The 25,665-nt window shown below is 56.2% G+C and carries 19 protein-coding genes and 1 pseudogene; 12 read left to right on the top strand and 8 right to left on the bottom strand.

The genetic code is table 11. The annotated features are described in order from the left end of the window. Positions 1 to 204, bottom strand: coding sequence for a hypothetical protein (locus tag HDF16_RS25020; protein WP_184222790.1), 204 nt, complete (start codon positions 202 to 204; stop codon positions 1 to 3). 490 nt (positions 205 to 694) lie between these two features. Beyond that, positions 695 to 2,041, bottom strand: a complete 1,347-nt coding sequence (locus HDF16_RS25015) for a hypothetical protein (protein WP_221313149.1) — start codon at positions 2,039 to 2,041, stop codon at positions 695 to 697. Positions 2,042 to 2,276: 235 nt separating this feature from the next. On the opposite strand from HDF16_RS25015, the gene HDF16_RS25010 reads away from it, so the two are divergent. The 4 genes from HDF16_RS25010 to HDF16_RS24995 all read left to right on the top strand — a co-directional run bounded on the left by HDF16_RS25010 (position 2,277) and on the right by HDF16_RS24995 (position 11,849). Next, positions 2,277 to 6,035 (top strand): TonB-dependent receptor, encoded by a 3,759-nt coding sequence (locus HDF16_RS25010; RefSeq protein ID WP_184222787.1) that lies wholly within the window; start codon positions 2,277 to 2,279, stop codon positions 6,033 to 6,035. Positions 6,036 to 6,123: 88 nt separating this feature from the next. After that, positions 6,124 to 7,719 carry a GH39 family glycosyl hydrolase gene (locus tag HDF16_RS25005; protein WP_246410031.1) on the top strand — a complete coding sequence of 532 codons (1,596 nt, stop codon included), beginning with the start codon at positions 6,124 to 6,126 and terminating at the stop codon, positions 7,717 to 7,719. Positions 7,720 to 7,724: 5 nt separating this feature from the next. Continuing rightward, positions 7,725 to 9,287 (top strand): family 43 glycosylhydrolase, encoded by a 1,563-nt coding sequence (locus HDF16_RS25000; protein ID WP_184222783.1) that lies wholly within the window; start codon positions 7,725 to 7,727, stop codon positions 9,285 to 9,287. A gap of 270 nt (positions 9,288 to 9,557) precedes the next feature. Then, entirely contained in the window at positions 9,558 to 11,849 is a 2,292-nt protein-coding gene (locus HDF16_RS24995) for a hypothetical protein (RefSeq protein WP_221313147.1), read from the top strand. Positions 11,850 to 12,105: 256 nt separating this feature from the next. Here the strand turns inward: HDF16_RS24995 and HDF16_RS24990 are convergent, their stop codons facing one another. Next, the gene (locus tag HDF16_RS24990) at positions 12,106 to 12,450 is read right to left on the bottom strand and encodes a (R)-mandelonitrile lyase (protein ID WP_348641424.1); all 345 of its coding nucleotides are present in this window, start codon (positions 12,448 to 12,450) and stop codon (positions 12,106 to 12,108) included. Between the two features lie 419 nt (positions 12,451 to 12,869). Here HDF16_RS24990 and HDF16_RS24980 point away from each other — a divergent pair, with 419 nt between their 5' ends. Together HDF16_RS24980 and HDF16_RS24975 are read left to right on the top strand one after the other, a co-directional pair. Next, positions 12,870 to 14,366: an ATPase domain-containing protein gene (locus tag HDF16_RS24980; RefSeq protein WP_184222867.1), complete on the top strand. Its 1,497-nt coding sequence runs from the start codon at positions 12,870 to 12,872 to the stop codon at positions 14,364 to 14,366. 125 nt (positions 14,367 to 14,491) lie between these two features. After that, entirely contained in the window at positions 14,492 to 15,883 is a 1,392-nt protein-coding gene (locus HDF16_RS24975; protein WP_281383565.1) for a PAS domain-containing sensor histidine kinase, read from the top strand. Positions 15,884 to 16,057: 174 nt separating this feature from the next. On the opposite strand, the gene HDF16_RS24970 is transcribed toward HDF16_RS24975, so the two are convergent. Next, positions 16,058 to 16,444, bottom strand: a complete 387-nt coding sequence (locus HDF16_RS24970; protein WP_184222779.1) for a response regulator — start codon at positions 16,442 to 16,444, stop codon at positions 16,058 to 16,060. Between the two features lie 596 nt (positions 16,445 to 17,040). Here HDF16_RS24970 and HDF16_RS32130 point away from each other — a divergent pair. Then, a pseudogene (locus HDF16_RS32130) lies at positions 17,041 to 17,340 on the top strand (hypothetical protein); the annotation flags it as partial. 7 nt (positions 17,341 to 17,347) lie between these two features. Then, on the top strand, positions 17,348 to 19,978 hold the full coding sequence (locus tag HDF16_RS24955; RefSeq protein ID WP_246410012.1) for an ATP-binding protein: 2,631 nt from the start codon (positions 17,348 to 17,350) through the stop codon (positions 19,976 to 19,978). A gap of 1,428 nt (positions 19,979 to 21,406) precedes the next feature. Here the strand turns inward: HDF16_RS24955 and HDF16_RS24950 are convergent. Together HDF16_RS24950 and HDF16_RS24945 are read right to left on the bottom strand one after the other, a co-directional pair. Further along, positions 21,407 to 22,324, bottom strand: coding sequence for a Ku protein (locus HDF16_RS24950; RefSeq protein ID WP_184222775.1), 918 nt, complete (start codon positions 22,322 to 22,324; stop codon positions 21,407 to 21,409). A gap of 130 nt (positions 22,325 to 22,454) precedes the next feature. After that, complete coding sequence (locus HDF16_RS24945) at positions 22,455 to 22,889, bottom strand: PA2169 family four-helix-bundle protein (RefSeq protein ID WP_184222773.1); 435 nt, start codon at positions 22,887 to 22,889, stop codon at positions 22,455 to 22,457. Between the two features lie 170 nt (positions 22,890 to 23,059). Here HDF16_RS24945 and HDF16_RS24940 point away from each other — a divergent pair, with 170 nt between their 5' ends. The 3 genes from HDF16_RS24940 to HDF16_RS24930 are packed head-to-tail and all read left to right on the top strand — an operon-like array spanning position 23,060 to position 24,351. After that, positions 23,060 to 23,299 carry a hypothetical protein gene (locus HDF16_RS24940; protein WP_184222771.1) on the top strand — a complete coding sequence of 80 codons (240 nt, stop codon included), beginning with the start codon at positions 23,060 to 23,062 and terminating at the stop codon, positions 23,297 to 23,299. A 3-nt stretch (positions 23,300 to 23,302) separates the two neighbouring features. Further along, a complete protein-coding gene (locus tag HDF16_RS24935; protein ID WP_184222769.1) occupies positions 23,303 to 24,031 on the top strand; it encodes an SOS response-associated peptidase in 729 nt (242 codons plus the stop codon). After that, on the top strand, positions 24,028 to 24,351 hold the full coding sequence (locus HDF16_RS24930; protein ID WP_184222767.1) for a hypothetical protein: 324 nt from the start codon (positions 24,028 to 24,030) through the stop codon (positions 24,349 to 24,351). Before HDF16_RS24935 ends, HDF16_RS24930 begins: the two co-directional genes overlap by 4 nt. Positions 24,352 to 24,370: 19 nt before the next feature. On the opposite strand, the gene HDF16_RS24925 is transcribed toward HDF16_RS24930, so the two are convergent. Together HDF16_RS24925 and HDF16_RS24920 are read right to left on the bottom strand one after the other, a co-directional pair. Further along, positions 24,371 to 24,628: a hypothetical protein gene (locus HDF16_RS24925; RefSeq protein WP_184222765.1), complete on the bottom strand. Its 258-nt coding sequence runs from the start codon at positions 24,626 to 24,628 to the stop codon at positions 24,371 to 24,373. 10 nt (positions 24,629 to 24,638) lie between these two features. After that, complete coding sequence (locus HDF16_RS24920) at positions 24,639 to 24,830, bottom strand: hypothetical protein (protein ID WP_184222763.1); 192 nt, start codon at positions 24,828 to 24,830, stop codon at positions 24,639 to 24,641. Between the two features lie 109 nt (positions 24,831 to 24,939). Between HDF16_RS24920 and HDF16_RS24915 the strand changes: the two genes are divergently transcribed. Further along, the gene (locus HDF16_RS24915) at positions 24,940 to 25,248 is read left to right on the top strand and encodes a hypothetical protein (protein ID WP_184222761.1); all 309 of its coding nucleotides are present in this window, start codon (positions 24,940 to 24,942) and stop codon (positions 25,246 to 25,248) included. Positions 25,249 to 25,665 lie beyond the last annotated feature (417 nt).

The raw sequence follows: 25,665 nt of genomic DNA, 5'->3' as shown, positions 1-25,665 counted from the left end.
TCATTGCGAAATGTTGAGATCGTAGATCTCATCTAGCAGCCGCATGTAGTTGCGAACGAGATACAGGTACACCTGACCAGCGAAGCCCGAAGTTGCCGAACCATCAGGCCATGCAGCGCGGGTTGCCTTCATGGTGCTGTCGATGTCCAGCTTCGTCTGCCTCCAAGTGGTGGCATCCACGCGCCTGGTTTCGATCTTAGTCATCCTCGATGACTAACCCGGTGAAGATCATTTGGCGATCAAACTATGGAGATCGTTCGCGGTAAACGGGATTATGACCAACTTCGACCCGTTCGGGGGCTGGAACCGCGTTCTTTCCCAAAACACCGACTTTCGAGGAGGTGAAGTGCTCCTCGCCCGCCGATACACCCAAGCCATATTCATTCTTAGATGTCGATCTGGTGCCGTATCGCGATGGTGTTTCCTCAATCGCTTTTACTGATCACTCGAGTCATTCTCGTGATGGGCGTGACCGCTTGCATTTATGGCCTTTTCAACAAGCGATGGCGAAACTTAACTTCTGGAGAGATTTTGCGTGGCCGGAGCATGAAGGGCACAGGCGCACCAGCGTCGATGCGGACCCACACGCTCAACCTCGCATTTTGGACGGCTGCGGCGATTCTGAGTCTTGAAGTGTCGAGCTGGCACGATGTATCTTCGCTTCAGAAGCTGTTGGTCTTCATTGTGTTGAAGCTCACCAGACACGGGTAGCGACGACTTCTCGGCTGACAATTTTATAGTCGCTTATCTTTAGGCCGATCACGATTTGAAGGTTCTTTCTCTCCCAGCCCTTGGGTAGACCGCTCACCAGGGCGGCAACGGCCGACGGATCGGCAACGAGCTGGGCAGCACCCTGTGTGCCGAAGCCTCCCAGGCCGGCGACGCTCATCAACGGCGGCTCATCACTGTTTCCTGCAAGCCGGGTAACGATCGCGTAGTCAGCCGTGTCATGGGAGCCGACGTGGATGTGAAGCGCCCATCTTCGGTTTGGCTTTTCCGTTTCAATAATTTCACTTCCGGAGCGCATGACGAACGGCAGACTCTTGGTCAATTCAATCGTCATCGGATTGTTGAAGCCGCCCACAAGGACCGACGGATTACTCCTCAGTTCAGCAAAGGAAATATCGTCGGGGAAACGCTCCTGGAAGGGAACAGACTGCTTCGTCAGCGCAGTGGTGATGTCCGAGATCGCGGAGACGTCAGCGATGGCAACGAAGCTGTTATAAGCGGGCTGCAACTCGTCTGCGGGGATCAGGTCTCCGTGTTTGAGTGGAATGTAGAACTCCTGGCCTGAGGCCTCTAGCCCGTGCTCTCTGGCGTAGCGATCGACATAATCCCATTGAAAGCGATAAACCGCGTTGCTGCCAATGGAGATGAGAACCGGTTTCGAACTGCCGATCCACGGAGCCCAAAAAGCCCGGAACGCTCGATTGGGGGAGCGGGCATGGATCAGCGCGACTACGCAGAGAGCTATGAGCAACAGAAGCGCGCCGGCCGCTACCGCGACGCGAGCGCCTCTGCGTGAGTGCAGGGGTACATCTGTTGCTTCGAAAGGCGCCACTTCGACAGCTACAGGATGGATTGTCAGCCCGGTCGGCAGCGCGGAATCTGGCTCAGGAATGAGCTCACCCGGAAGAGCCTCAGTCTCTCTCAAGCTGCGAGTCGCAGGTGCCTCCGCGTTCCAGTGAAAGGTTGCGCGATAGCTCCCGGATGGGATTTCGATCTGGACTTCGCGCTGGTCCCTTGCCGACAGATAGTACTGCGCGAGCCGTTTCCGGACGTCTGAGACCCGAAGTCTGACGACCGGATCTTCGCTGGTCTCGTAGTCGGCGGGGCGACCGAACAACTCTGCCCCAATCACTCGCTCGCGCAGCAGATTGTCCTCGCCTGCGAGGGAGTGCTTGACGATGTACCGAAGCAGACCGCTGCATTGGTTCGATGTCCGGAATGGGCGACTAGCGAGGATCTGATCGAGCGCGACCAGGACATCAGCCTGGCCCACGACGCCATTAGGATGTCCAGTCGCATGCTCGGTAATCACATAACACCGTCCCGCATGGCATCCCCTCAACCGGAGTATAGTACATCCTCCCGGGGGCATGCTAAATCGTTTATTGTCAACGAAAACGAGGTATGGCACAGTATGGCACATTGAAGACCGCTTTCTTCGGGGCGTTTGATTGCGCGCTGTAGAGCGTTTCAAGCGAAGTCGCGATGTCAGTGTGTGAAAAAACGCCGATGAAGACGTTCTGCGACTGATTCTTATGGAGACCAAGATGAATATCAAAACGAAAAAAGGATCCAACCGGCGGAACAAGGTTCTGGGTTGCGTTCTTGCCAGTTGCCTATACGGAATGCCTGCGGCTCTGGTCTGCCTCCCCGGAGCTCAGGCTCAGGTAATCACCGGCACTCTTTCCGGATCGGTTCAGGACAACACGGGGGCTGTCGTTCCCCGTGCGACCGTTGTCGTAAAGAACGCCTTGAGCGGGGATACCCGGACTGCAGTCTCCAACCAGGCCGGATCGTTCACCTTCGCCGGATTGAACTCAGGTGACTACAACATCACCATTACCTCCCCAAGCTTCAAGGTCTTCACCGAAAACGGCATCCATCTAGATCCGGGCGACAGCCGAGCAATATCGGGGCTGTCACTGACCCCCGGCGGCAACACAGAGACGGTAACCATCAGTGCGGACAACAACAACGTGCCGCTGGACTCCGGAGAGCGCAGCAACCTGATTACGGCTGAGGACATCAAGCACCTTTCGGTCGAGGGCCGGGACGTCACGGAGCTCTTCAAAATCCTGCCCGGCTTCGCCATTGCGAACCAGGGTGTAAATAATTCCGCCTACGATCCGGGCCAGGTTTCGGTAAACGGCGCACTTGGAAACTACTCAGCGAACGGAAATCCTGTTTCGGGCGTATATCTCCTGCTGGATGGAGCGGACATAACGGATGCCGGGAACTACGGCGCGGCTCTGCAAAATGTGAACTATGACGAGGTATCCGAGGTTAAGGTAAACGTTTCGAACTTCGGAGCAGAGGTAGCCAATGGCCCGGTGGTCGTTTCGGCGGTGACGAAAGCGGGGGGCGACCACTTCCACGGTCAGCTTTACACCTATGCCCGTGCTCCCCAGCTGGATTCGGCGGACGCGCTGGGAAAAGCGACGCAGCAGCCGAAGTCGTCGGATCGCGAGGTCTATCCAGGCTTCACCGTCGGAGGTCCAGTTCTGATCCCCGGCACAAGCTTCAATAAGACTCGTAAGCTGACCTTCTTCGCTGGGGGAGAAGACTACGCTCAGCGCGGAATTTACGCTTATGGCAGCGCGGCGGGTGCTCTCGTCCACGCCCTGGTGCCGACCCAGAACATGCGGAATGGTAACTTCAGCGCGACGGAGCTGCAGAACTACCTCGGACCCGCGCTCTACGGCAACGGAGCGTATCAGAACATCGACACGGTGCCGACCTTCGCTAAAGATGGGACTGCGATCGTGGGCGGGCAGATCGCGGCTGCATACGCCGATCCGGGCTTTGCGGCGATCTTCAAGAATATGCCGCTGCCGAATAACGTGCCCACCACGGCAAACCCCTACAACTGGCAAGGAACCAACTTCGTGAACAATGATCTGTACGAAGTGACCTCGCGTGTCGACCTCGCAATGTCCGAGAACAACCACCTCTTCGGGCGCTACACGGTAGAGCGTGGCAACTCCGGCGTTCCCGGCGTTCCTTATTACAACCAAGGCGAGTTGAATACACCTGGTGGCGGGTTGAGCACGGTCAACTCCCAGAGCGCGGCAGCAAACCTTACAACCATCCTCTCCCCGACGGCAACCAACCAGCTCTTTGCGAGCCTCGCCTATTTGAATGCCGGGTTCACGAGTGCCAATCCGGCGACCTTGACGGACTACCCCTACCAGGGAGCTTTTGCCAACGGACGCCATCCGTTGCCGGAACTGGGCAACTACTACGATCAGAGCGGTCTGCCCCGTCAATTGACGCCGGACTATTCACTCTCCCCCGTATTCTCCAAGAAGTTCACGCCGCAGGGCGGCGATAACTTCACGAAGGTATGGGGCAAGCATACGGCTGTCTTCGGCGTCTTCGTCGAGCGCCTGATCGCGAATGGCCGCATCGCATTTGCATCCACCAATGGATCTCTAAGCCAGTACTACTTCCCCGGCGCAGGCTCTCAGATTACTGACCTGGACGGCAGCACGGCGACGCTATCCGGAAACTGGGTTGCCAACAACTACCAGGGATACGTGAGCGGCTACTCGCAGCAGAACATCCTGGTGGCCGACAACCTTTACTTCTGGAACAATGCTTTCTTCGCGACCGACTCCTGGAAGATCAAACGAAATTTGACCCTCACGTATGGTTTGCGGGTTCATCACCTTGGCCTATGGAACGATTCCTATGGCAACGGTATCGCTATCTTCGACCCCTCGCTGATCGCGAGTGGAGCGGCTACAACTCCCTATCCTGGATTCAACTGGCACGCGTACGACAAGAGTCTGCCAACCTCTGGCAACCATTCTGAGCCATTCTTCCTGGAACCGCGATTCGGTGCGGCATGGGATGTATTTGGCAATGGCACGACAGTGCTTCGCGGAGGATGGGGAGAGTATCGCGCTCATGACTCTCAGGGCGCAGCGGGTAATGCGGTGCAGAACTCACAGTTTACAAATACTGTAAATCTTGGCGGTGGAGGGATCTCACTCAAGGCTATAAGTGGTCTCAATCTAAGCGCGTCGACTACGCCCGCTAACTCAGCTACGATCGGTCTTTCCGGCGCTCCGGGCACATACTACGGTCTAACCAAAGGAGATCGCGAGCAGCCCCTGACAGATACTTACAGCGTAACTCTCAATCAGCAGCTTCCTGGAAAGATAAATCTGTTGGTTGGTTACGTCGGCAACAACAGCCGCTTCCTCCTGAACGATGGAAGCAACCAAACCATCTCACTCGATAACGTCAATGCGATCCCGATCGGCGGACTCTACAAGCCCGATCCGTTCACAGGGACGACCTCGGGCAACACTTGCACAGGTACCGTGTTGGCGCCAACGGGGATCAATCCGACGGGTACGAACTGCGCGGTGACTACGGCGGGCCTGTCGACCGTGCTCACCAATCACTATCGTCCTCTGAACACGGCCAACGTACAGTACGGTGCCATCGACGTGCCGAACCACGTTCTGTTTGCCAACTATAACGGCCTGCAACTTGGACTTTCCCAGGAGTCGAAGCACCTGTTGATCAATAGCAACTACACGTTCAGCAAAGCGTTAGGCATACGGGGTGCCGACAATGCCGGTAATCCCGCTGACCCATTCAATGTCTGGAACAACTATGGTTCGGAAAGCTTCGACCGTCGCCATATCTTCAACCTCTCGTACACCGTCCTGGTCGGCAATCCTATCCATAACAAATTCGTGGGCGGAGTCGCGAATGGCTGGGAGTTCTCGGGCATCACGACGATCCAGAGTGGGCCGGATATTCCTACCACGACCAATAACCCGGGATTTGCCGTGAATGGAAACATTGGTCAGCAGACTCTTGCCGATGGCACGGCAAACCCGAACTACATCACGATCAGTAATTCTGTGTTCCTGGGAACGCCTGACGTGAGTCTGCAGCCGGCGCTGACCTGTGATCCACGAACTGGACGGGGAAGCCATCAGTTCATCAACGGCAACTGTTTCGCAACCCCCAAGCTCCTGGAGAATGGGCCGTATCGCTACCCGTTTCTCGGCGGCCCGGCATATGTCTCCAACGACTTGAGCGCGCAGAAGTCGTTCACCCTACCGAAGGAGCAGTCCGTCCAGCTCCGAGTTGCGGCCTTCAACTTCCTGAACTCACCTCTGACTACCTTTAGCGGCGATTTTACGAATGAGTACCAGATCAGCCTAAACAACCAGAATGGGACAGGCTTCACCGATGGTAAGGCTGACCCATCCCTCGGCTTCGGAACGGCGGCGTACAAGGCAGGCCGCCGGATCATGGAGCTCTCCTTGAAGTACACCTTCTAGGCTGGTCTCTGCTCGTGGCGAGATTGCTCTTCGCCGCGAGCAGGGAACTGTCTGAATGGAATCACCCCATCGCACCGGAGCAACTGATTTGAAATGGACTTCAGGTACTTCTGCCCGACTGTCAACACTGCTTCTAGCTTCTTTTCTTGACTCGCCGTTTCATGCAGATTCCCAGCAGCCGGCTAAGCGGATTATCGTTACGGACGCCGCGCAGTCTGGGATTCCAATCGATCATTTTTACGATCTCTCAGTGGGCTCTGACTATCCTGGCACACTTATGCGCGATGTCAGCCAGGCCCAGCTGAAGACTGCGGTGGACGAGCTTGGATTTCGCTACATCCGTTTCCACGCGATCTTTCACGACCTACTGAAGACCGTCCGCATCGTGGACGGCAAGACCGTATACGACTGGACCAAGATCGATGCGCTGTATGACGATCTCCTTGCCCGGCACATCAAGCCGTTCGTGGAACTGGGCTTCACCCCGGAAGCCCTCGCGACGTCGAAGAGCAGCATCTTCTACTGGAAGGGCAACACCTCGCACCCGGATCCCGCGGGCTGGAACAACCTCGTAGCCGCCTTCGTTCGCCACATCGAAGAACGGTATGGAAAGCCAGAGGTAGAAACGTGGTTCTTCGAAGTCTGGAACGAGCCAAACTTGTCAGGCTTCTGGGAGGGTGGAGATCAGCAGGCTTACTTCAGTCTTTTCGATCAGACATCGAAGACGATTAAGGGCATAGACCCAGTTCTCCGCGTGGGCGGCCCATCTACCGCAGGCGCAGCATGGGTTCCCGAGTTCCTGAGCCATGTGAAACAAAGCGGGGCCGATGTGGACTTCGTCTCCACGCACACCTACGGGGTCGATGGTGGTTTCCTGGATGAGAACGGCAAGAGTGACACCAAGCTTTCTCCGTCGCCGGACGCGATCGTTGGCGACGTGCGCCATGTCCGAGAGCAGGTCGCGGCTTCGGCCTTCCCCAAACTGCCGGTTTACTTCACGGAGTGGAGTACGAGCTACACGCCTCGTGACGTTGTGCACGACTCCTACATCAGCGCTGCGTACATCCTGAGCAAGCTGAAGGCAAGCGAAGGTCTCGTACAGGGCATGAGCTACTGGACCTATACGGACTTGTTCGAGGAGCCCGGCCCGCCGACAGCAGCGTTTGAAGGTGGTTTTGGCCTGATGAACCGCGACGGCATTCGCAAGCCAGCGTTCTTTGCCTACAAGTATCTCCACGCGCTGCGCGGCGATGCACTGACTTCAACCGATGCGCAATCCATGATTTCGAGAAACGGAAATGACATTGCAGCGGTGCTGTGGGAGTTCGAGCAGCCGCAGCAGCGCGTGAGCAATCGCTCCTTTTACACGAAGCTCATTCCCTCTGTTCCAACTCGACCCATCGAGTTTCACATCACCCATATGTTGCCCCGCACAAGGTATCGGGTGGAGATGCACCGTACTGGATACGACGCTAACGACGCATACTCGGCGTACATCAGGATGGGTCTTCCGAAGGACCTCAGCGCCGCGCAGATGCAACAGCTGAATGCTCTCACGCGCGACCTGCCGGAAAAGCAACAGGATCTTCGCAGCGATGAGAACGGCGAGCTCACAGTGTCTGTACCTATGCGGAGCAACGATATCGTTCTACTTACACTTAAAAGCACATCGAGAAAGAAATGAGAGCTATGAACGAAGACTCTCCCACAACACGAAGCAGGATCACGCGCCGACGCTTCTTTCTTGAGGCCTCTGTGACCTCCTTCACGCTGGCATTGCAGCCAGGCTTTCAACATCTGCTGGCGGAAGGCCCGAGCGCTGTCTACCAGAATCCCATCATGGGTGGTGACCACCCGGACGCGAGCCCGATACGAGTGGGTGACGACTTTTACCTCACGCACTCAAGCTTTGATTACGCGCCGGGATTGCTCATCTGGCACTCGCGGGACCTGGTCAACTGGACTCCCGTAGCCGCGGCTTTGCTGCGCTACTACGGCAGTATCTGGGCACCTTATCTTTGTGAGCACGCCGGACACTTCTACATCTACTTTCCGGCGAACAACCGGATTCATGTAGTTCACGCGGCGCATCCTGCGGGCCCATGGAGCGAGCCGATCGATCTTGGAATTGATGCGATCGACCCTGCTCACATAGCAGAGGGCGGCCGCCGCTTTCTATATATCAACGGTGGTCAGATGGTGGAACTGACGGCAGATGGCCTGGGCGTGAAGGCCGCGCCCCGTAAGGTGTTCGCGCCTTGGCCACTTCCGCAATCCACGCGGATTGAATGCACCTGCCTTGAAGGACCGAAGTTGCTGGAACATCACGGCTATTTCTACTTGAACGTGGCTGAAGGAGGTACCGGGGGGCCTGCTACCAGCCACTCGGTGATCAGCGCACGCAGCCAGCACGCGGAAGGGCCGTGGGAGTTCTCGCCGTACAATCCCGTGGTGCATACGCAGTCCCGCGATGATCGCTGGCTGAGTGTTGGACATGGACGTCTCGTCGACACGCCAGACGGCAGGTGGTACATGACAGTCCACTCCTACGAGAATGGGTATCGTACGCTTGGGCGGCAGTTGCTTCTGCTGCCCGTCGAGTGGACCAGCGATGGATGGTTCCACGTCTCCCCAGAGATCGCAGTGGACTCTTCCATCCCGATGCCGGTGCGTGGCGCAAAACAGTTGGCGTTCTCCGATCCTTCCGATCACTTCGACCAGCCGAAGCTTGGGCTTCAATGGGGCTTCTGGCACGAGTACGATCCGGCGCGCTTCGAGACAGGGAAGGGTCTTCTGAAGCTTGCCGCACGAGGCAAGGCGCTAAGCGATTCTTCGGTGCTCACGAATCCCGTGGGTGGACACTCCTACACGGTCGAAGTGGAGGTTTCGGTGGAACCGGGCTGCGAGGCTGGCCTGCTTCTCTTCTATGACCCCCAACATGCGACGGGTATAACAATATCTTCAACGGGCCTCCATGTTCGCGTAGGCAACGGGTTGACGTTCGACCACGCTGACACGGCACTGACGAGCGCTACTCTTCGCATCGTGAACGACTGTCAGGAAGTGGACTTCTACTTCAGAGTCAACGGCCAGACCTGGCAACGCACCGAGGAGTCCGCGGAGATCTCAGGCATGCACCACAATGTGCTGGGTGGCTTTCTCGACGTGCGCCCGGCGTTGTGCGCTTGGGGCGAGAAGAGCGCAACCTTCAAGCGGTTTCGGTATTGGCCGAACGTGAACTTACCTCAGTAGTGTGGAGGACAGTTTGAGTTATCCGGCACTCGCAAAAGTTAGCATTCTCTCTTTCGTATGGCCAAGCCAGTTGCGGTGTGAGGTCGTCTGCTGGTGGTGTGGACATAAGCGAGAACGATTTAATATGACTTACCATTCGGGATTGGGGTGGCGGTGCCAAGAGGCTTGGAACGAGGGACGAGTTGTGGCCCCGAATGACCCGCTGATCCAGCCGGGAAGCTGTGTAATGGGAGCCTCGGCGGGTGAAATCCTTCAGCGGTTGAGCCAACTATGACGACGGATAGACCATTCTTCGCGAGATGCTGGCTGGCCCTGCACTTCTTCTTCTGGATGACCGCTACGGCCTTTGCGGCCGACATGCCAGGAGTGCCATACACATGGAAGAACGTGCAGATTGTTGGCGGCGGTTTTGTGGACGGGGTCGTCTTTCATCCCTCTGCTACCGACATCCGTTATGCCCGAACAGATATGGGTGGAGCTTATAAGTGGGACCCCGCGATCCATCGATGGTCACCGATTCTTGACTTCATCCCCTACAAGGATTTGAACCTGATGGGGGTCGAGTCGATCGCGCTCGATCCAAACGACGCGAAAGTGGTCTACCTCGCCGCCGGAACCTATACGAATGCGGCTACGCCAAATGGCGCGATTCTGCGTTCGGACGATGAGGCGAAGCACTTCAAGCGCATCGACGTCCCAATCAAATTTGGCGGCAACGAAGACGGGCGTGGCAATGGCGAGCGACTGGCCGTTGACCCCAGCGACGGTCGAGTTCTTTACCTCGGCACGCGGCATGACGGACTATGGCGTTCGACGAACCGAGGCGATAGCTGGTCTCGGATCGCAAGCTTTCCGGATATCACGGAGACGATAGCGAGCGCGCCTCCGCCGGTGGCCGGCGAGACTCCGCGAGACCGCTACAGGCGAATGCCCATACATGGCGATGGCATTGTCTTCGTGAAATTCGGCCACGCAGAGCGCGAGCGGCAACCAACAGCAACGATCTATATAGGTGTGTCGCTCAAGGGCCGCTCGAATCTCTTTGTGTCGCATGACTCGGGTGCCACCTGGGCTGCAATCCCGGATGAACCCGTTAGCAATCGTCCGCTCCGTGCGGCTCTAGCTACGGATGGATCTCTCTACGTCACCTACGGCAGCACGCCCGGGCCCACGCCGATGAAGGACGGTGGCGTGTGGAAGCTGAACACCGCAACCGGAAAGTGGAACGACATCACCCCTGACCGTCCCGTTCCGGGTGGCCGCGAGTTCGGCTATGCAGGTGTGTCCGTGGACGCCCAGCGCCCGCAAACGGTGATTGTGAGCACCTACAATCGTTACATGGCCGGGGGCGAAGAGATCTTCCGCTCCACGGACGGAGGCGCTACCTGGAGAAAGATCTTCACGCAGGGTGGGACGTCTGCCGGAGTCTTCGATTACAGTAACGCGCCGTATGTCCAAAAGACCGGCATTCATTGGTTGTTCGACATCGAGATTGACCCGCGCAACAGCAGCCACGCCGTCTTCACGACTGGCTATGGAGGGTGGGAGACCTACGACCTCGAAGCCATCGATCACGGCCGCCCCACGCACTGGAAATTGTTCACGCCGGGGATTGAAGAGGTCGTGGGACTTCAACTGGATAGTCCGACAGCAGGTCCGCCGTTGCTCTCTGCGATTGGAGACTACGGCGGCTTTACCCATCACTCCCTGGACTCTCCTGCACCGGAAGGTTCATCGCAAAACCCGCGATTCGGGAATACCACCAGCATCGTCTCGGCCACGCTGCAGCCACAGATTGTCGTGCGCACGGGCGAGAATGCGGACCACCATGCGCAAAATATCGGCATTTCCTTAGATGGAGGGACGACATGGCAGCCCGCGGCTTCCCCACCCAGGCCTGACAGCCATTCTGGATCAGTGGCCGTGTCCTCAGAGGGTGACGTATGGATCTGGACCCCGGAGCATGATGTGCCCTACGTCACACGCGACCGGGGTGTCACGTGGGCTGCCATCTCAACGCTTCCCCCCGATACCCGGGTGGTTGCTGACCCGATGGAACCGCGCAAATTCTACGCAATTTCACTGAGGGACCTGCGACTGTTCACCAGTGTCGATGCAGGCGCCTCGTTTGAGACTCGTTCTTTTACATATTCGGACGGGCCTTCACCTGTCGGTGCGGCGCGAGGAGATGTACGCGGAGGCCAGGATCGACTCTATGCGACGCCGGGCGCGTCCGGCGATCTCTGGCTACCGGCGTTCAACGGCCTGTATCACCTGCATGGCGATGTTTTTGAACGCCTGCCTGATGTGGAGGCGATCCATGCGTTCGGCTTCGGGAAAGCCGCGCTGGGAGTTGGCTATCCCACGCTATATCTCGTAGGGAAGGTCGGGACTGAGGCTGGGATCTTTCGCTCCACGGATATTGGTCGCCACTGGCTGCGCATCAACGACGATCAGCACCAGTGGGGCTTGATCCTACAGATTGCCGGAGACCCGAAGCAGTTCGGTCGTATATATGTCGGTACCCACGGGCGTGGCATCTTCTATGGCGATCCCGATTAGGCGCTTCTTTGTCCGCTCACCTCACCAGAAGCCAGAACACACGACCTGCCGACCCCTGCAGTTTCTCACAATGTGATCTTCCGAGAGATTCTCTTAGGGGCCATGCTCTTCTCAATGACTGCATTGGCAATTTCGGACTCGTCAAAATCATCCTGACGAAGAGGGCATATCAAGGCTAATCAAGGGACGACTGCCTCAGGCACCGTCGGTTAACGGCTGAGGCGGGCATCTAGGCAGTTGCTTACAAGAGCGAGGTTCATTCACAGTATTGCCGGGCGGTAACGTTCTCCATCCAGTCGACCACCTTTCCATCGAGCTTTTGCTGAATTGCGATGTGAGTTATAGCGGTCCTCGCGCTGGCACCGTGCCAGTGCTTTTCTCCAGGGGCAAACCAGACAATGTCACCGAGCGGGATTTCCTGCGCGTCTTCTCCATCCTTCTGCGCCCAACCGAGACCAGCAGTGACGATGAGAGTTTGCCCCAGCGGATGCGTGTGCCAGGCGGTACGTGCGCCCGGCTCAAACGTGACGCTGGCACCACTTACTTGGGCCGGGTCGGACCGATCGAAGAGCGGATCAATGCGAACGGTCCCGTGAACCAATCTTCCGGGCCCTTTAGGAATGGTTGCGAACCATTGATCTTGATTTCTATTGTTCTTCTCCTTAGTGAGCGACAAAACCGCCATCGACGGGCAGCGCTACGCCCAGAACGAAAGAAGATGCCGGGCTGCACAACCAAAGAACGACAGCCGCAATTTATTCCGGCCTGCCCATCCGCCCTATCGGCTGCTGTTTTAGAAAGTCCTGCAGAGCTACCGGATCGTTGCCATACCTTCGAGGAAAAGACCGCAGCCGGACGGAACGGCGAGGCACCTCGATCACGGTTTTGACTGAGCTGGTTACTTCGACTGCCATTGTGTCACCTGCTTGTCATATCCCCGCCGAGCGCAAACCGATTTGGGGACAAGTGCATCAAAAATTTAGTTGAGTTGCTCCTACTTCGAATTGGATGACGAACTGTATGCTCACGGCTATCGCTGATTTGCCTCCAAGAATCGACACAGGCGTTCAAGGCCTAAACGACATACTGTCTGGGGGGCTGCCCTCAGGGCAGATGTATCTCCTGGAAGGGATCCCGGGCACTGGAAAGACCACGGTGGCGCTTCAATTCATCCGCACGGCGATCAAGGCCGGAGAAGCAGCACTATACGTGACGCTTTCGGAGTCGAAGCGCGAACTTGAGGCCTCGGCGCGGTCTCACGGTTGGAAAAATGAAGATCTGTCGATCGCCGAGTTCATTCCGGAGGAAGCCAGCCTAAGCCCTGATCAGCAATATACGGTCTTCCATCCAAGCGAAGTGGAACTGGCTTTCACAATTCAGAAACTCACAGAATTGATCGAAGAGAGAAAACCAACTCGTCTGGTCATCGATTCGCTTTCGGAGTTGCGGTTGCTAGCCGCAGACACGATGCGCTACCGCCGGCAGCTTCTGGCGTTGAAGCAGTTCTTTGCGGGTCGAGATACCACTGTCCTTCTCCTCGACGATCGGTCAGCGGAGGGCAGCGACATGCAACTGCAGAGCATTGCTCACGGAGTGTTCCGGCTGGACAAAGTTCCGCAGTCTTACGGCGCGACGCGGCGGCAGATCGAGATACTTAAGCTTCGAGGGAGCTCGTTTCGAGAAGGCTTTCACGACTACACGATCGAAACTGGTGGGGTAAGAATCTACCCACGTCTGATCGCAAACGAGCACGAGAGCACGTTCCCTACAGAACGCGCGAAAAGTGGAATTCCTTCTCTCGACAGCATGTTTGGCGGTGGTATCAATAGAGGATCCTCCACGCTCCTTATTGGTCCAACTGGCGTGGGCAAGTCCACGTTGGCGATGCAATTCGCCTACGCCGCGGCAAAGCGGGGTGACCGGGCCATCGTGTACGCGTTTGATGAGGTGCTCCGTACTGCTAGAGAGAGGGCTGAAGATTTGGGCCTCGCGGTTGGCGAGGAGATCAAACGTGGGACCCTATCGATGTCCCAAGTCGATCCTGCGGAACTCTCGCCCGGAGAGTTCATCTGGCAGATCAAATCTGATGTCGAGGAGAAGGACACAAGGATCCTCGTCATTGACAGTCTGAACGGTTTTCTCAATGCGATGACAGGGGAGCGAGATTTACTCCTCCAACTTCATGAGTTGATCGCCTTCCTGAATCAAAAGGGCGTGATCACGTTCATCATTCTCACACAACACGGACTTGTCGGTAATATGCACACGGAGATAGATGTAAGCTATTTGGCGGACACCGTCGTGCTTTTGCGGTACTTCGAAGCTGAAGGAGAGATACGTCAGGTCATTTCTGTCTTGAAACAGCGGATCGGGCGTCACGAGCGTACTCTACGCGAATTCAAGTTTGGAGAAGGTGGGTTGGAAGTAGGGGGACCGCTCAAGGAGTTTCGCGGGGTTCTCACAGGAATTCCTGACTCGATCAACCCTGCGCTAAACGCGACAACGAGGCCTGAGTGAGTCTTGTGGTGCGGGTGATCGCGCCCACCGGGCGCGACGCGGAATTAGTAACGAATCTTCTCAATCGCAGCGGCGTCCCTGCGGAGACTGTGAGTCTCTCTTCGCTACGCTTGGACGATGCAAGTATGGACCCGCTCGGTCCCCTTCTCATCGCGGAAGAGGCGTTAGGCCTGGACGCTATTCGGCAGATTGGAGCATTTCTTCAAAATCAGCCCCACTGGTCCGACCTTCCCATTTTGATCTTGACAGGAAGCGGGCGGGAAACCGTTCATAGCATCGCGCTCCAAGGAGAGCGGGCTCCCCTCGGGTCGCCTGTTTTGCTTGAGCGGCCCATCCGCACTGCGACTCTGGTCAGCAGCGTTAGAGCTGCTCTTCGGGCACGAATCAAGCAGTATGAGGTCCGGGACGTCGTTGCTGAGCTGAAGCACGAGCGAGAGACACTGGAAGCAATGCTCGATAACCTTCCTGTAGGTGTGGTGCTGGCGAAGGCTTCTGGGGAGATCATCAGAGGCAATCAGCGACTTGATGAGATTTTGCGACATCCCTTACGGAAGAGCCTAGACATTGAGGAACACGGACAATGGGTAGCCTTCCATGGCGACGGGAGGCGAGTTCAAGGAGCAGAATTTCCCCTGCCGAGAGCCATGAGCGCGGGACACGCGCTGCCTGCAGAGGAGTATCTCTATGAGCGTGGAGACGGAACACAAGCTTGGATCAGTCTGGCAGCGGCACCCATCGTTAGCGTTCAAGGCGAAGTGACAGGAGGTGTAGTTTCCGTTACGGACATCGATCAGCAAAAACGCTCCGAGGCGGCATTGATACAGAACGAAAAGCTCGCTGCTGTGGGTAGGCTGGCTGCCTCGATCTCGCACGAAATCAACAACCCCTTGGAAGCCGTAACCAATCTTCTGTATCTGGCTCGAACGGACGCAGCAGTTTCGCCTGAGATGAAAGTATTGCTTGATACGGCAGATCAAGAGCTCTCCAGGGTCTCCCAAATCGTAAGCCACACCCTGCGTTTCCACCGTCAATCGACCAATCCCCGCGCTGTCTCGGCAGATGAACTGTTGGAACCAACATTGGGTCTCTTTGGAGGACGGCTTCAGAACTCAGCCATCAGCCTGAAAGTGCGACGGCGAAGCGTAGCCCTCGCCACTTGCTTCGAGGGAGAGATACGTCAGGTCTTGAACAATCTGGTTGGCAACGCTGTGGATGCTATGAAGAGTGGCGGAAGATTGACGATCCACACAAGTGATTCGCACTCCAGGAAAACGGGCGCAGCCGGTATCCGCATCACCATTGCTGACACTGGCCACGGGATGGACGCCTACATCTCACGCCAAATCTTCAATGCTTTTTATACAACTAAAGGTATCAACGGCACAGGCTTGGGACTTTGGATATCCTGGGGGATCATCGAGAAGCATCATGGCGATTTAAGGGTACGATCCAGCATTACATCCGGGAAGAGCGGGACAGTGTTCATGCTATTCATCCCATTGAATGTAGGCCTTTAGCGTAGAATCGTCTTTCAATGTATGCCCGAGTGAAGAAAAGCGTTGCAGGGCCTCTTTACAGCGTCCCGACGTGCTTTGACACAAAAAACAGGCCAAACCATCATCAGTGAAAGATTAGTGATGATTACCATTTCTTCGAGTTCGCTTCTATAAGGCGATGCTCGGCGTAGCCGTTCATGTTCCAGTCATTTCCCCCGGCATCCAGCCATCGTGTTGTTCGCGGATCTGACGGAGGAGCTCCCTGGGATGGACGGGTTTCGTGAGTAAGTTGAAGTCGTGGCCCAGTTCGCGAGCTTTCTCTAACAAATTAGCTGTTTGTGCCTGTCCCGAGAAGAGCAAAATCTTGCAACTGGGGCATAGAGCCTTGAGGCGAATAGCAAGCTCCACCCCGGATATCTGCGGCATGACTACATCGGAAATGAGCATGTCCGGCGCGCCAACCTCGGCGTTTGCTAGAGCTTTCAGCGGATCGTTGAAGGAAGTTGCCTCGAAGCCACATCTCTTGAGGATTGTGACGAGAGTTTCGGCGATGACGATCTCATCGTCTACAACGAACACCATTGGAGCTGACTTATTGGACAATGAGTACCTCGGCCGACACAAACGAGAGCGAACTGCTTCGAGGCTTGTGTGTAGAGAGAAAACTATGATAGCTGCATCCGCGGGCCTTGTCTGTCCGCGGGGACACAGTCTTCTCTAGAGTCCAACGCTGCTGGCGCGTTGACAAAAGGCGGCACGCACCTGAAAAGTAGTCCATGATTGGGCCAGTCTCTATCTTTCTGCTCTTGGAATCAGACAGCCGAGACGGATCCACAAGTGGATTGAACTTGAGCGGTCTTAGAGGAGTGCCATTGTGGATGTTGAACGACTGAGGCGCGAGACGTCCCTAGAGCATGAGGCCGTTGAAAGAATCATGCCTTTGATGATTCCACATTACAACGGGACGAGTACCTCATTTGCCTACTTCGGATGTACGAAATCGTCTCTGCGTGGGAGCAGGCGGCAGCACAGCGAGCTCCGCAGTGGCTGCAAGGAGGTCTTTCGGCTAGAACAAGGCTTGGTGTGATTAAGGAAGACCTCAAGTTCTTTGGCGTTCAGGATCGTGGCGTAGAGCAGGTGACTTTACCTGGCATGACTCTAGAAGCGGAGTTGCTTGGCAGCATGTACGTCATGGAAGGGCCTACGTTGGTGGCCAGATCATCGCGAAGAATGTAGAGCTGAGCTTGGGCCTGGAGGCCGGTTGCGGGAGCGCATTCTTTCGCGGCCACGCCTCACGCACAGATTCACTGTGGAGAGAGTTCTGTGAAGTCTTGCGAACAAGGATTCCCGACGAGCAATCAGAACTTGCCATGAAAGCGGCTCGAGAGATGTTTCAAGTGTCTGGCGATTGGATGAAACGTCCGAACTCGCGACCCTTCTTATCTGAAACAACGCAACATCTGGAGTGCGGGGAGTGAATGAGCAATGAACAAAGATGAAGCGGGCACAGGCAGTCATTCGTCGATGTCGAAGTCGGCAGACGAGATCCGGACTACGATCGAGAACTGCGAAGACGAACCCATTAGGATCCCGGGGAGTATCCAGAGACATGGCTTTCTGCTGTTGCTCGACGAGAGAAACGAATCAGTAGTCGCAGCGAGTGAAAATACCGAAGAGTTCCTCGAAGTCCCTCTACGACTCATCCTGGGTACGCCCGTTGAGACGGTGCTTGAACGCGAGGTTCTCGCGGTGGTCCGGGCGCTTGTCCACAATAGTGAGGCCGCCGGTCAAATCACCTATCTCGGGTCGTTTCCTCTTCGGCAGGATCTGTACAGCGTTGTCACACATCTGGTGGACGGACGACGTGTGCTTGAGTTCGAGCGGGTCGACCGGTTGGTTAGTCCGGAGTTGATGAATGCTGTCATTACTAATTTTGTAGGGAAGCTGAGCAAGCTCGGAGACGAGATGGCGCTTTGCCGGGCAATCACAACTCAAGTCAAGGATCTCACCGGCTTCAACCGCATCCTCCTCTATCGCTTCGATGAGTCGGGCAACGGGACCGTTCTCACTGAGGAGAACGATGGGGTCCTGCCAAGCTATCTCGATCTTCGATTCCCGGCCAGCGATATTCCTAAGCAGGCCAGAGAGCTGTACGTTGCGAATACAGTGAGGATCATCCCGAACGCCGTTTATACCCCCTCGCCCCTAAAGGGAGCCGCCTCGAGACAGATGAAGGATTTTGACCTTTCATCCTCGATTCTTCGCAGCGTCTCGCCCATTCATCTTGAGTACATGAAAAACATGGGAACGGTGGCCTCGATGTCCATTTCCATCGTCTTCGAAGGACGTCTCTGGGGACTGATCAGTTGTCATCACGCTGAACCGCGAAGCGTGCCATACGTGGTCCGGAGCGCATGTGATTTGCTGACGAAGATGGTCAGTACGCAACTGCTCGCCTTCCGGAGCGCAACGGAGCTTGAAAGGGCTCTACACTTTCACTCTGTACAACGAAATCTGCTCACCCAAATGGCTGCGGAGCACAACTATGTGGCCGCACTTGTGTCCAGAATTGATGAACTACAGCAGGTGACCAACGCGAACGGCGCCGCCCTCATTATGGACGGTAGGTGCATTTTGGGTGGGAGCACTCCGACGAAAACGGACGTCATCCAGTTGACCGCATGGATGGATGCTCAACCTCATTCGAACCTCTATCAGACGAGCTATATGCAGGACGTGTGTGATTGGGCCGGACGGATCAGGAATGAAGCAAGCGGGTTCCTGGCGGTGCGCCTCTCAGACGTGAGGCAAAGCTATCTGATGTGGTTTCGCCCGGAGGTTGTTAGTACGGTCACCTGGGCCGGAGAACCGGTCAAGCTCGGAGATCAGGGTCTAGGCTTGCATCCCCGGAATTCCTTTGGCGCGTGGCAAGAGCGGGTGCATGGACACAGCGTTCCGTGGACTGACATGGAGGTTCAATCAGCCCAGGAGTTTCGTACTGCTGTTATGACGATCAGCCTTAAGCGTGCCGAAGAGGCTGTAGGACTCAGCGAAGCACGTTTTGAGCAATTGACACACTCCCTGCCGAACCTTATATGGGCTGCCGGGGACGACGGGCAACTAACTTACGTCAATAAGAGATGGAGGCAAAGAGGCCTTAGAGGCAGCGGCATTTGGTACGAGCAGGATCAACTGACGGCCCAAGATCAGGATAGCTGCCGGATTGCATGGGTAAATGCGATCGCGACAGAGACTCCGTTTGAGGTCGAACTGCGCATAAACGATGGAGACGGTGACGCAGGTCAATGGAACCTCGTGAGAGCTCTACCTTTTCAGGGTGCGGGTGGAGTTCGGGCCGGTTGGGTAGGCACCTTTACGGATCTTACTGAACGCCGCGAGCGAGAGCTAGCTCTCAAGATGACCGAGAAGCTTGCGCTCACGGGGCGCATGACGAGTTTCATCGCTCACGAGATCAATAACCCGCTCGAAGCAATCACCAACATTCACTATCTTCTCAGCCAGGAGGTACGTGGAAACGATCCTGCAATCGCCTACATTGCAATGGCAGATCATGAGCTGGAGAGGATCTCCGGAATCACCAAACAAACGCTTCGTTGGTCGAAGGAAAGCTCGCAAAGTGCAGAGGAAGGAATTGCGGGAGCGCTCTTCGATGACGTCTTGCGCCTATTCGCTGGCAAGATTCGCAACCGCGACGTAACGGTTACGGTTATCGGACGGGAAGCGCACTTCTTCGGTGTCCTGGGACAGATTCGGCAGGTCGTTGTGAATCTTTTTTCGAATGCTCTCGATGCCGTGCAGGTTGGGGGTCATGTAAGCCTGTCAGCATGCTCAAGGGAGGGGAACACAGAATTTGTTGTCGGCGATAGTGGACCGGGTATGAATGAAGAGATAAAAAAGCTTATCTTCCAACCGTTCTTCAGCACCAAAGGAGATCTCGGAAACGGGCTGGGGCTTTACATTTCGCAAGAGATTGTAGAACGACACGGAGGCACCCTGGTCGCGGAAAGCAAGACGGGCGAAGGAGCCCAATTGAAGATGACCCTGCCATTCAAGCCAAGTGATAATTTGCTCCCACCCCTACGTAGTGGTATATGATCTCGAGGATCGATTCCCCCCAGGGCGAGAGTGAACTTTGGAACGGGATCTCTCCTGAGACGGCCACGGATCGTTTGCGCGTTGAGCAATTTCTGACAACCACGCGCACGGACCTGAACGTGCTTTGCTCTAGCATCGGAGTGGATGAACAAGAAAGTAAGAGTTCACTCACCGCGAGTCTCCAGCCTCGAAGATCCTCGTCGTGATCCACGCTACGGCGAGATTGCCAAGTAATTTGAGTGTCGAAGACTCGCAAGTCGAAGCCATGGATGGCCCAGAATTATTGGTGCGAGAAGTGCGGAGACTGACCTCCGCATGAGCGACATGGCGCAGTCCCGTGCGGCCGCTCAGTAGCCATAACGTGCTTAGCGGCGCACCGACTAAATAACGAGTCAAGTTTTAGAAGTTGAGTTTTAGCATCCAGATAGTCCGTTGCGCCCCCTATACGAAGAGACTACATAGAATCCGCTGCGGCGAAGTCGAGGCCATGTGCTTTTTTCCAGGACATGGTTCGGAACAGCCCTGCTCATTTCAACGGTAGCCCTCATAGCAAGTGCAGAGACGATCCGCGTGCGCTATCCGCAAGGTTCAACTCACGGATTCCTGGAGCTGAGGACTTTTGACGGAAAGATCATTGCAACCGGCGAGTCGACCCAGACTGTGCGCGGCAATCAGGTCACGTCAAGATTGACCTTCCACTTTCGCGACGGCTCAATCGACGACGATGAGACGATCTTTTCCCAAAAAGGCGTGTTCCGCCTTCTCTCGGATCACCATAGACAACATGGCCCGTGGTTTCCAAAGCCGATTGACCTTCTGATCAACTCCTTAGATGGCGAACTCATCTGGCGCGACGAGGGTGGAACCGACACTCAAACGCACATTGATCTGCCCGAAGACGTATCGAATGGGCTCCCACCAAACCTGCTCGTGAACATCTCTCCGTCAACCGCGGAGACAAAGGTTTCTTACATCGTTGCTGGCAAAAAGCCTCGTTTGATCCATGTTTCTATTAAACCCACAGGCACAACGGCGTTCAGTGTCGGAACCCTTCGACGCAAGGCAACAGACTTTACGCTCCACGTCAACTCGCTGGAGTCGTTGCACCCGTCATTCGGAAGCGACCACCCGACTTCATATCTGGCTGCAGGACGGCAAGCCGCCTGCGTTCGTTCGCGAGGAAGGAGCTCTTTACGAGGGCGGTCCCGTCTGGAGGATGGAGCAATTGAGTCCGACGCTGCGTTAGCCACCCACAACACGAAGAGGCCAAACCGGGGCTGCTCTATTCTTTAGCAGTTCTGATTCTTAGCCACGAGTGCAAAAAACCTGCTTTGACTTAACATCGTAATCATCTGCTAATACGAAACGTCTGTGGGATCGAGAGCTCAATCGAGAGACTTCCCACGAAACCTTGCATTTTGTTCGGAGCTAGGCGGACTTGCGTCTCGCGGCGGCCTTGGCAGGTGTCTTCACCAGGCCAATGCCTTTGGAAGGCAAAGACTTTTCGCTTATCGAAGGCTTTTTTGGCACTGGCTTCTCTGAGCCGAGGCTCTTTCGAAGCGCATCCATCAGGTCGACCAAATTCGCCGGCCGGACTTTGGGAATCTCGTCGGCGGGAATAGGCAGGTGGTTGATCTTGGCGTCGACCAGCTCTTTGACCGCTACTTCATATCCGTCCTCAAACTTGCTCAGGTCGAACTTGGCTGACTTCTTCGCGATCAGGGCTTCCGCCAGTTCCAGGGAGTCTTCGCTTATCTCGGCTTCTTTGATGTCCCTGAAATAATCCATCTGGTTGCGAAGCTCATTCTGGTACCGGAGCGTATAGCCCAACATTCCTCGCCCTTCAGTACCTGCCGGTGTCAGAGCGAAGATATGTTCGCGACCGGAGAATGCGATCTTGCCGATAGCTATTTTGCCGCTCTTGAGCAGAGCCTGCCTCACTACCGCAAAGGCTTCGGCCTGAGCCGCATTTTCTGGAACGACGAAATACGGCTTCTCGACGAATTCCGGATTCAGCTCAGCCTGTTCGATGAATTGGGAGACGGCGATAGTGTGTTTGGAAGGCACCCGCAAGTTGTCGAGTTCCTCCGGCTCGATGATGATGTATCGGCCCTTACTGTACTCGTAGCCCTTGACGATCTCGTTCTTCTCAACCACGGCACCGGGCATTTGGTTACCGGTCTCAGCAGCGCTCTCCAGTACCTTTTGGTGCCGCACGCGCTCGCCGGTGTTCCGGCTGATTTGGTGGAAGCTGATGTTGCTCTTCGATTCCGTCGCCACATATAGGCTGACACCGAATGAGACGAGTGAGATCTGGACCTGACCTGACCAGTATGGACGTGCCATGTTGCACCTCTGTTCAGTGATCAGATTCGGGCGGCAGGGCGATGGATGTCTTGCGATTGCCCATACTTAGAAGGTTCTAGGCAAGCAGAAGCCCTCCGAAGAGGGCTTGCTGGCGGAAAAGAACGTTGAACTATGCCTTGCTGTCCCGAAGTGCCTTCACTTTGTCATGTGAAGCGACGATATGAAACTGCTGCTTTACGAGGACTTCTCTTACAGCTATCGTGACATCGCTGTCTTCAAGAGCTTCCTTATACGCCTTCTTTGCTGCATCCTCGCCTTGCTCGGCGGTGTCGAGAAGAGTATGGTCTCCGCCGCCCAGATGCGCCTTCACGTCGCCCCACACTCTATGGACGGTACCGGCGGTAGTGCCACCGACATCCTCGCCACTCAATCCGGCCGCGGTCTTTAGCTCATGCTCGAAGGTTTGACGAGTTTCGGCTTCCTTAAGGAAGAACGCCTTCGCCGACGGATCTTCCAGATGCTCCCCAATTTTGGCGAAGCCCTGATGTCCATCATGGAGGACCTCTATTACGGTTTTAATTGAGCTGCTTACTTCGACTGCCATTGTGTGTCACCTCTCGACATACGATGGCTAGGCGTCCTATTTGAGTTGTGTTGCCGCACCTCCGGGAAGCGTAGCAAGACTTATTTGCAAGTTGTGCCGCACCTCGAAAATTGCCCGATTGAGGGTGGAATGGGTCGTTAAAACAGTCCATCGCCATGAAAGAATGCGCTATGCCAAACACGCCGCCTGCCGAGCTCCACTTCGCCGCGCAATGGATAATGGACGAATATCCTGCCTGCACTGAAGGGCTATCCTTCCTTCGACAACTATCCGAAGACGCGCCGCGCCTCTACGCCATTGCCGAACGATACGGCTTCTGCGATCCGCCCGACGAAGAGTTGCGCGTGCATCCGCTGTGGCACGCCTTCCTCGATCACTTCGCGAACTGCAGCGACTGCAACGAGGTCTAGAGCATGTGCGGACGCTACGGAAGGCGCGGCGACAAGCAAAAGATCGCAGAACAATTTAACGTCAGTGGTGAATTGCCGGACATGGCGTTTCCGGTCGCGGATTACAACATCGCGCCTTCGACCGATCAGCCGATCATCCGCCAAAACCGCGAGACCGGTGAAAGGGAATTGGTCATGGCGCGATGGGGGTTGATCCCGTTTTTCACGAAGAGCGCTGCCGACATCAAGAACCTGCGCACCATCAACGCCCGCGCCGATAAGGTCGAATCATCCCCGAGCTGGCGCGAGCCAATGAAGAAGCGTCGCTGCCTGGTTCCGGCGAGCTGGATCTATGAGTGGCCGGAAGCAGGGAAGCCGCCGAAACAGCCCTACCGGATGGAAATGAGCAACGGCAATACTTTTGCCATTGCGGGCCTATGGGACGCATGGAAAGACGACACCGGCAGGTGGATACAGTCGTTCGCCATGGTGACGACCGAAGCAAACGAGCTGATGGCCCAAATACACTCCAGAATTCCGGTCATGCTGCACGCGCGCGATTACGATCGCTGGCTCGATCGCGGGGAGACCGAACGCCTGCCAGTCGATCTCCTGCGGCCTTACGAGGCGGAAGCGATGGAGATGCACGAGGCCAATCCCATGGTCGGCAAGCCCTCAAACAACGGCCCAGACATGATCGCCAATCCCGGCGCGTCGCTTGCAACGTTTCCAGTTCGAAGCTCGGTCGGATGAAGTACCCGGTCACGCCGGACGGACGCTATTTCGTCGTGCGTGGCCGCCTGTGGCGCTGCTCCAACCCCGGCCTGCCGGCAGACCGCCGTGAGGAGCTCACGCACACGCTGATGGAAGCCAGGCGGGATAAGGGCCGCGCCATGCGCGCTGGCGACGAAGAGGGCAGGGAAAGGGCGCGGCAGCGGGTCGACGCGGCCAAGAAGGCGCTCGGCGAACGCGGCCCGGTCTGGTGGACGGACGGCGCGCAGGACTGGAATCGGCACTTGGCCAAAAACACACCCTATGCTGACTGGTTCGCCGCGCAGCCGGGGCGGGACTAACGCTTGATCGGCTCGAAGGCTAGCGCTGCTGCAGAATTAATGAAGCTGCTGTGACCTTGATCGCATAGCCCTGATTGAGGGCATTCAAGACCTGCAGCCTGGTAGTGAGACGCTGATCCGTACCTGCAACACGGATCCTGTCGCCCTTGGCGAGGCTGGCAGCGAGGGCATCCGTAACATTGGCCACCAGCTGATCGAACGCGGGAGCACTCACCTGCCGGGCAATGCCAGCCAGTAGGGCCTGGCTATGGCGTTCAAGTTCTGTTGCTGTGTTCATGGTCAGTCAATTATGACGCACTAGAGGCGGCCGGTCTTGCCAGCAGCGGGTCCGTTTTTTGACGAGAAATAGCGACAAGCCGCGAAACCTGTTCCTCCGCCTGCGAGAGGTAATGCTCAACTGCTGCGGCATCGCCGGTGTTGTGTTTCGCCAGATAGATCAGGTTCACGAGAATTTCCAGACTATTTCGGTTATCGTCCATGTTCCTCGTTTCAGGTCGATGTGGCTCTTTGTGTGACCCCTTCGTCGTCCGATGCGTTTATGTCGGATTGAGCACACTTCGCCGCAAAAGATAGTATTGTCTCAATACCTTGCAAATAACCCCGTCCAATGCGGGGCCTCTGCTGCTTTACGGCCGGGACCCAATCCTGCTCGATACGCGCCGGCGCGTGCTTCAGATTGCCGGGTTCACTACTGACATGGCGGAGGCGTTGCCGGAGATCCAGGCGAAGCTGGATTCGAAGACGGCCTATGGATTGCTGATTGTCTGCCACACGGCACCTGAGCAAGATCGCCGCACGCTACGCGCCTTAGCCGAAGAGGCAGCGATCCCCGTCTTTCAGATCGACGCGCTGATCACTCCGACCGCTCTAATCGCCACTGCCGCCGCCATGCGTTAGGCGCTGCGGGAAGGGAACCGGCCGCAGCTGCGACGAGGCTGTGATCGCTCCCGGAAAGGTATGACGCCGGACTCATGGCGACTCCAATCTCAAAGATGAGCGACCCGCCATCGGGACTTAAATCTCTTTGCGAAGAGGTGATGTTCATTCGATCCTTGCCCTGGCTCCAAAGACAGCCAATCGCCCTAGAGAAGAGCAATTCTCTAAATGAAGGCTGCCTGCTCGTTGAGAGGTCAAGACTGGCGTTGCTCCCGCGAAACGGGATCTCGACCAAGTTCACACCGCGAGACGGTCCAGGGCAGCTTGATTGCCCGAAAACAGGGGCGGTCTCAACCGGTCGATGCAACACTGGCATGGAGTTTACTAGCTGGAGTTTCAAAATCCAACGTCTTGCGTGGGCGTTGATTGAGGCGCAGG

Source organism: Granulicella aggregans (genome assembly GCF_014203275.1).
GTDB lineage: Bacteria > Acidobacteriota > Terriglobia > Terriglobales > Acidobacteriaceae > Edaphobacter.
This window is presented reverse-complemented; position numbering and strand designations above follow the sequence as displayed.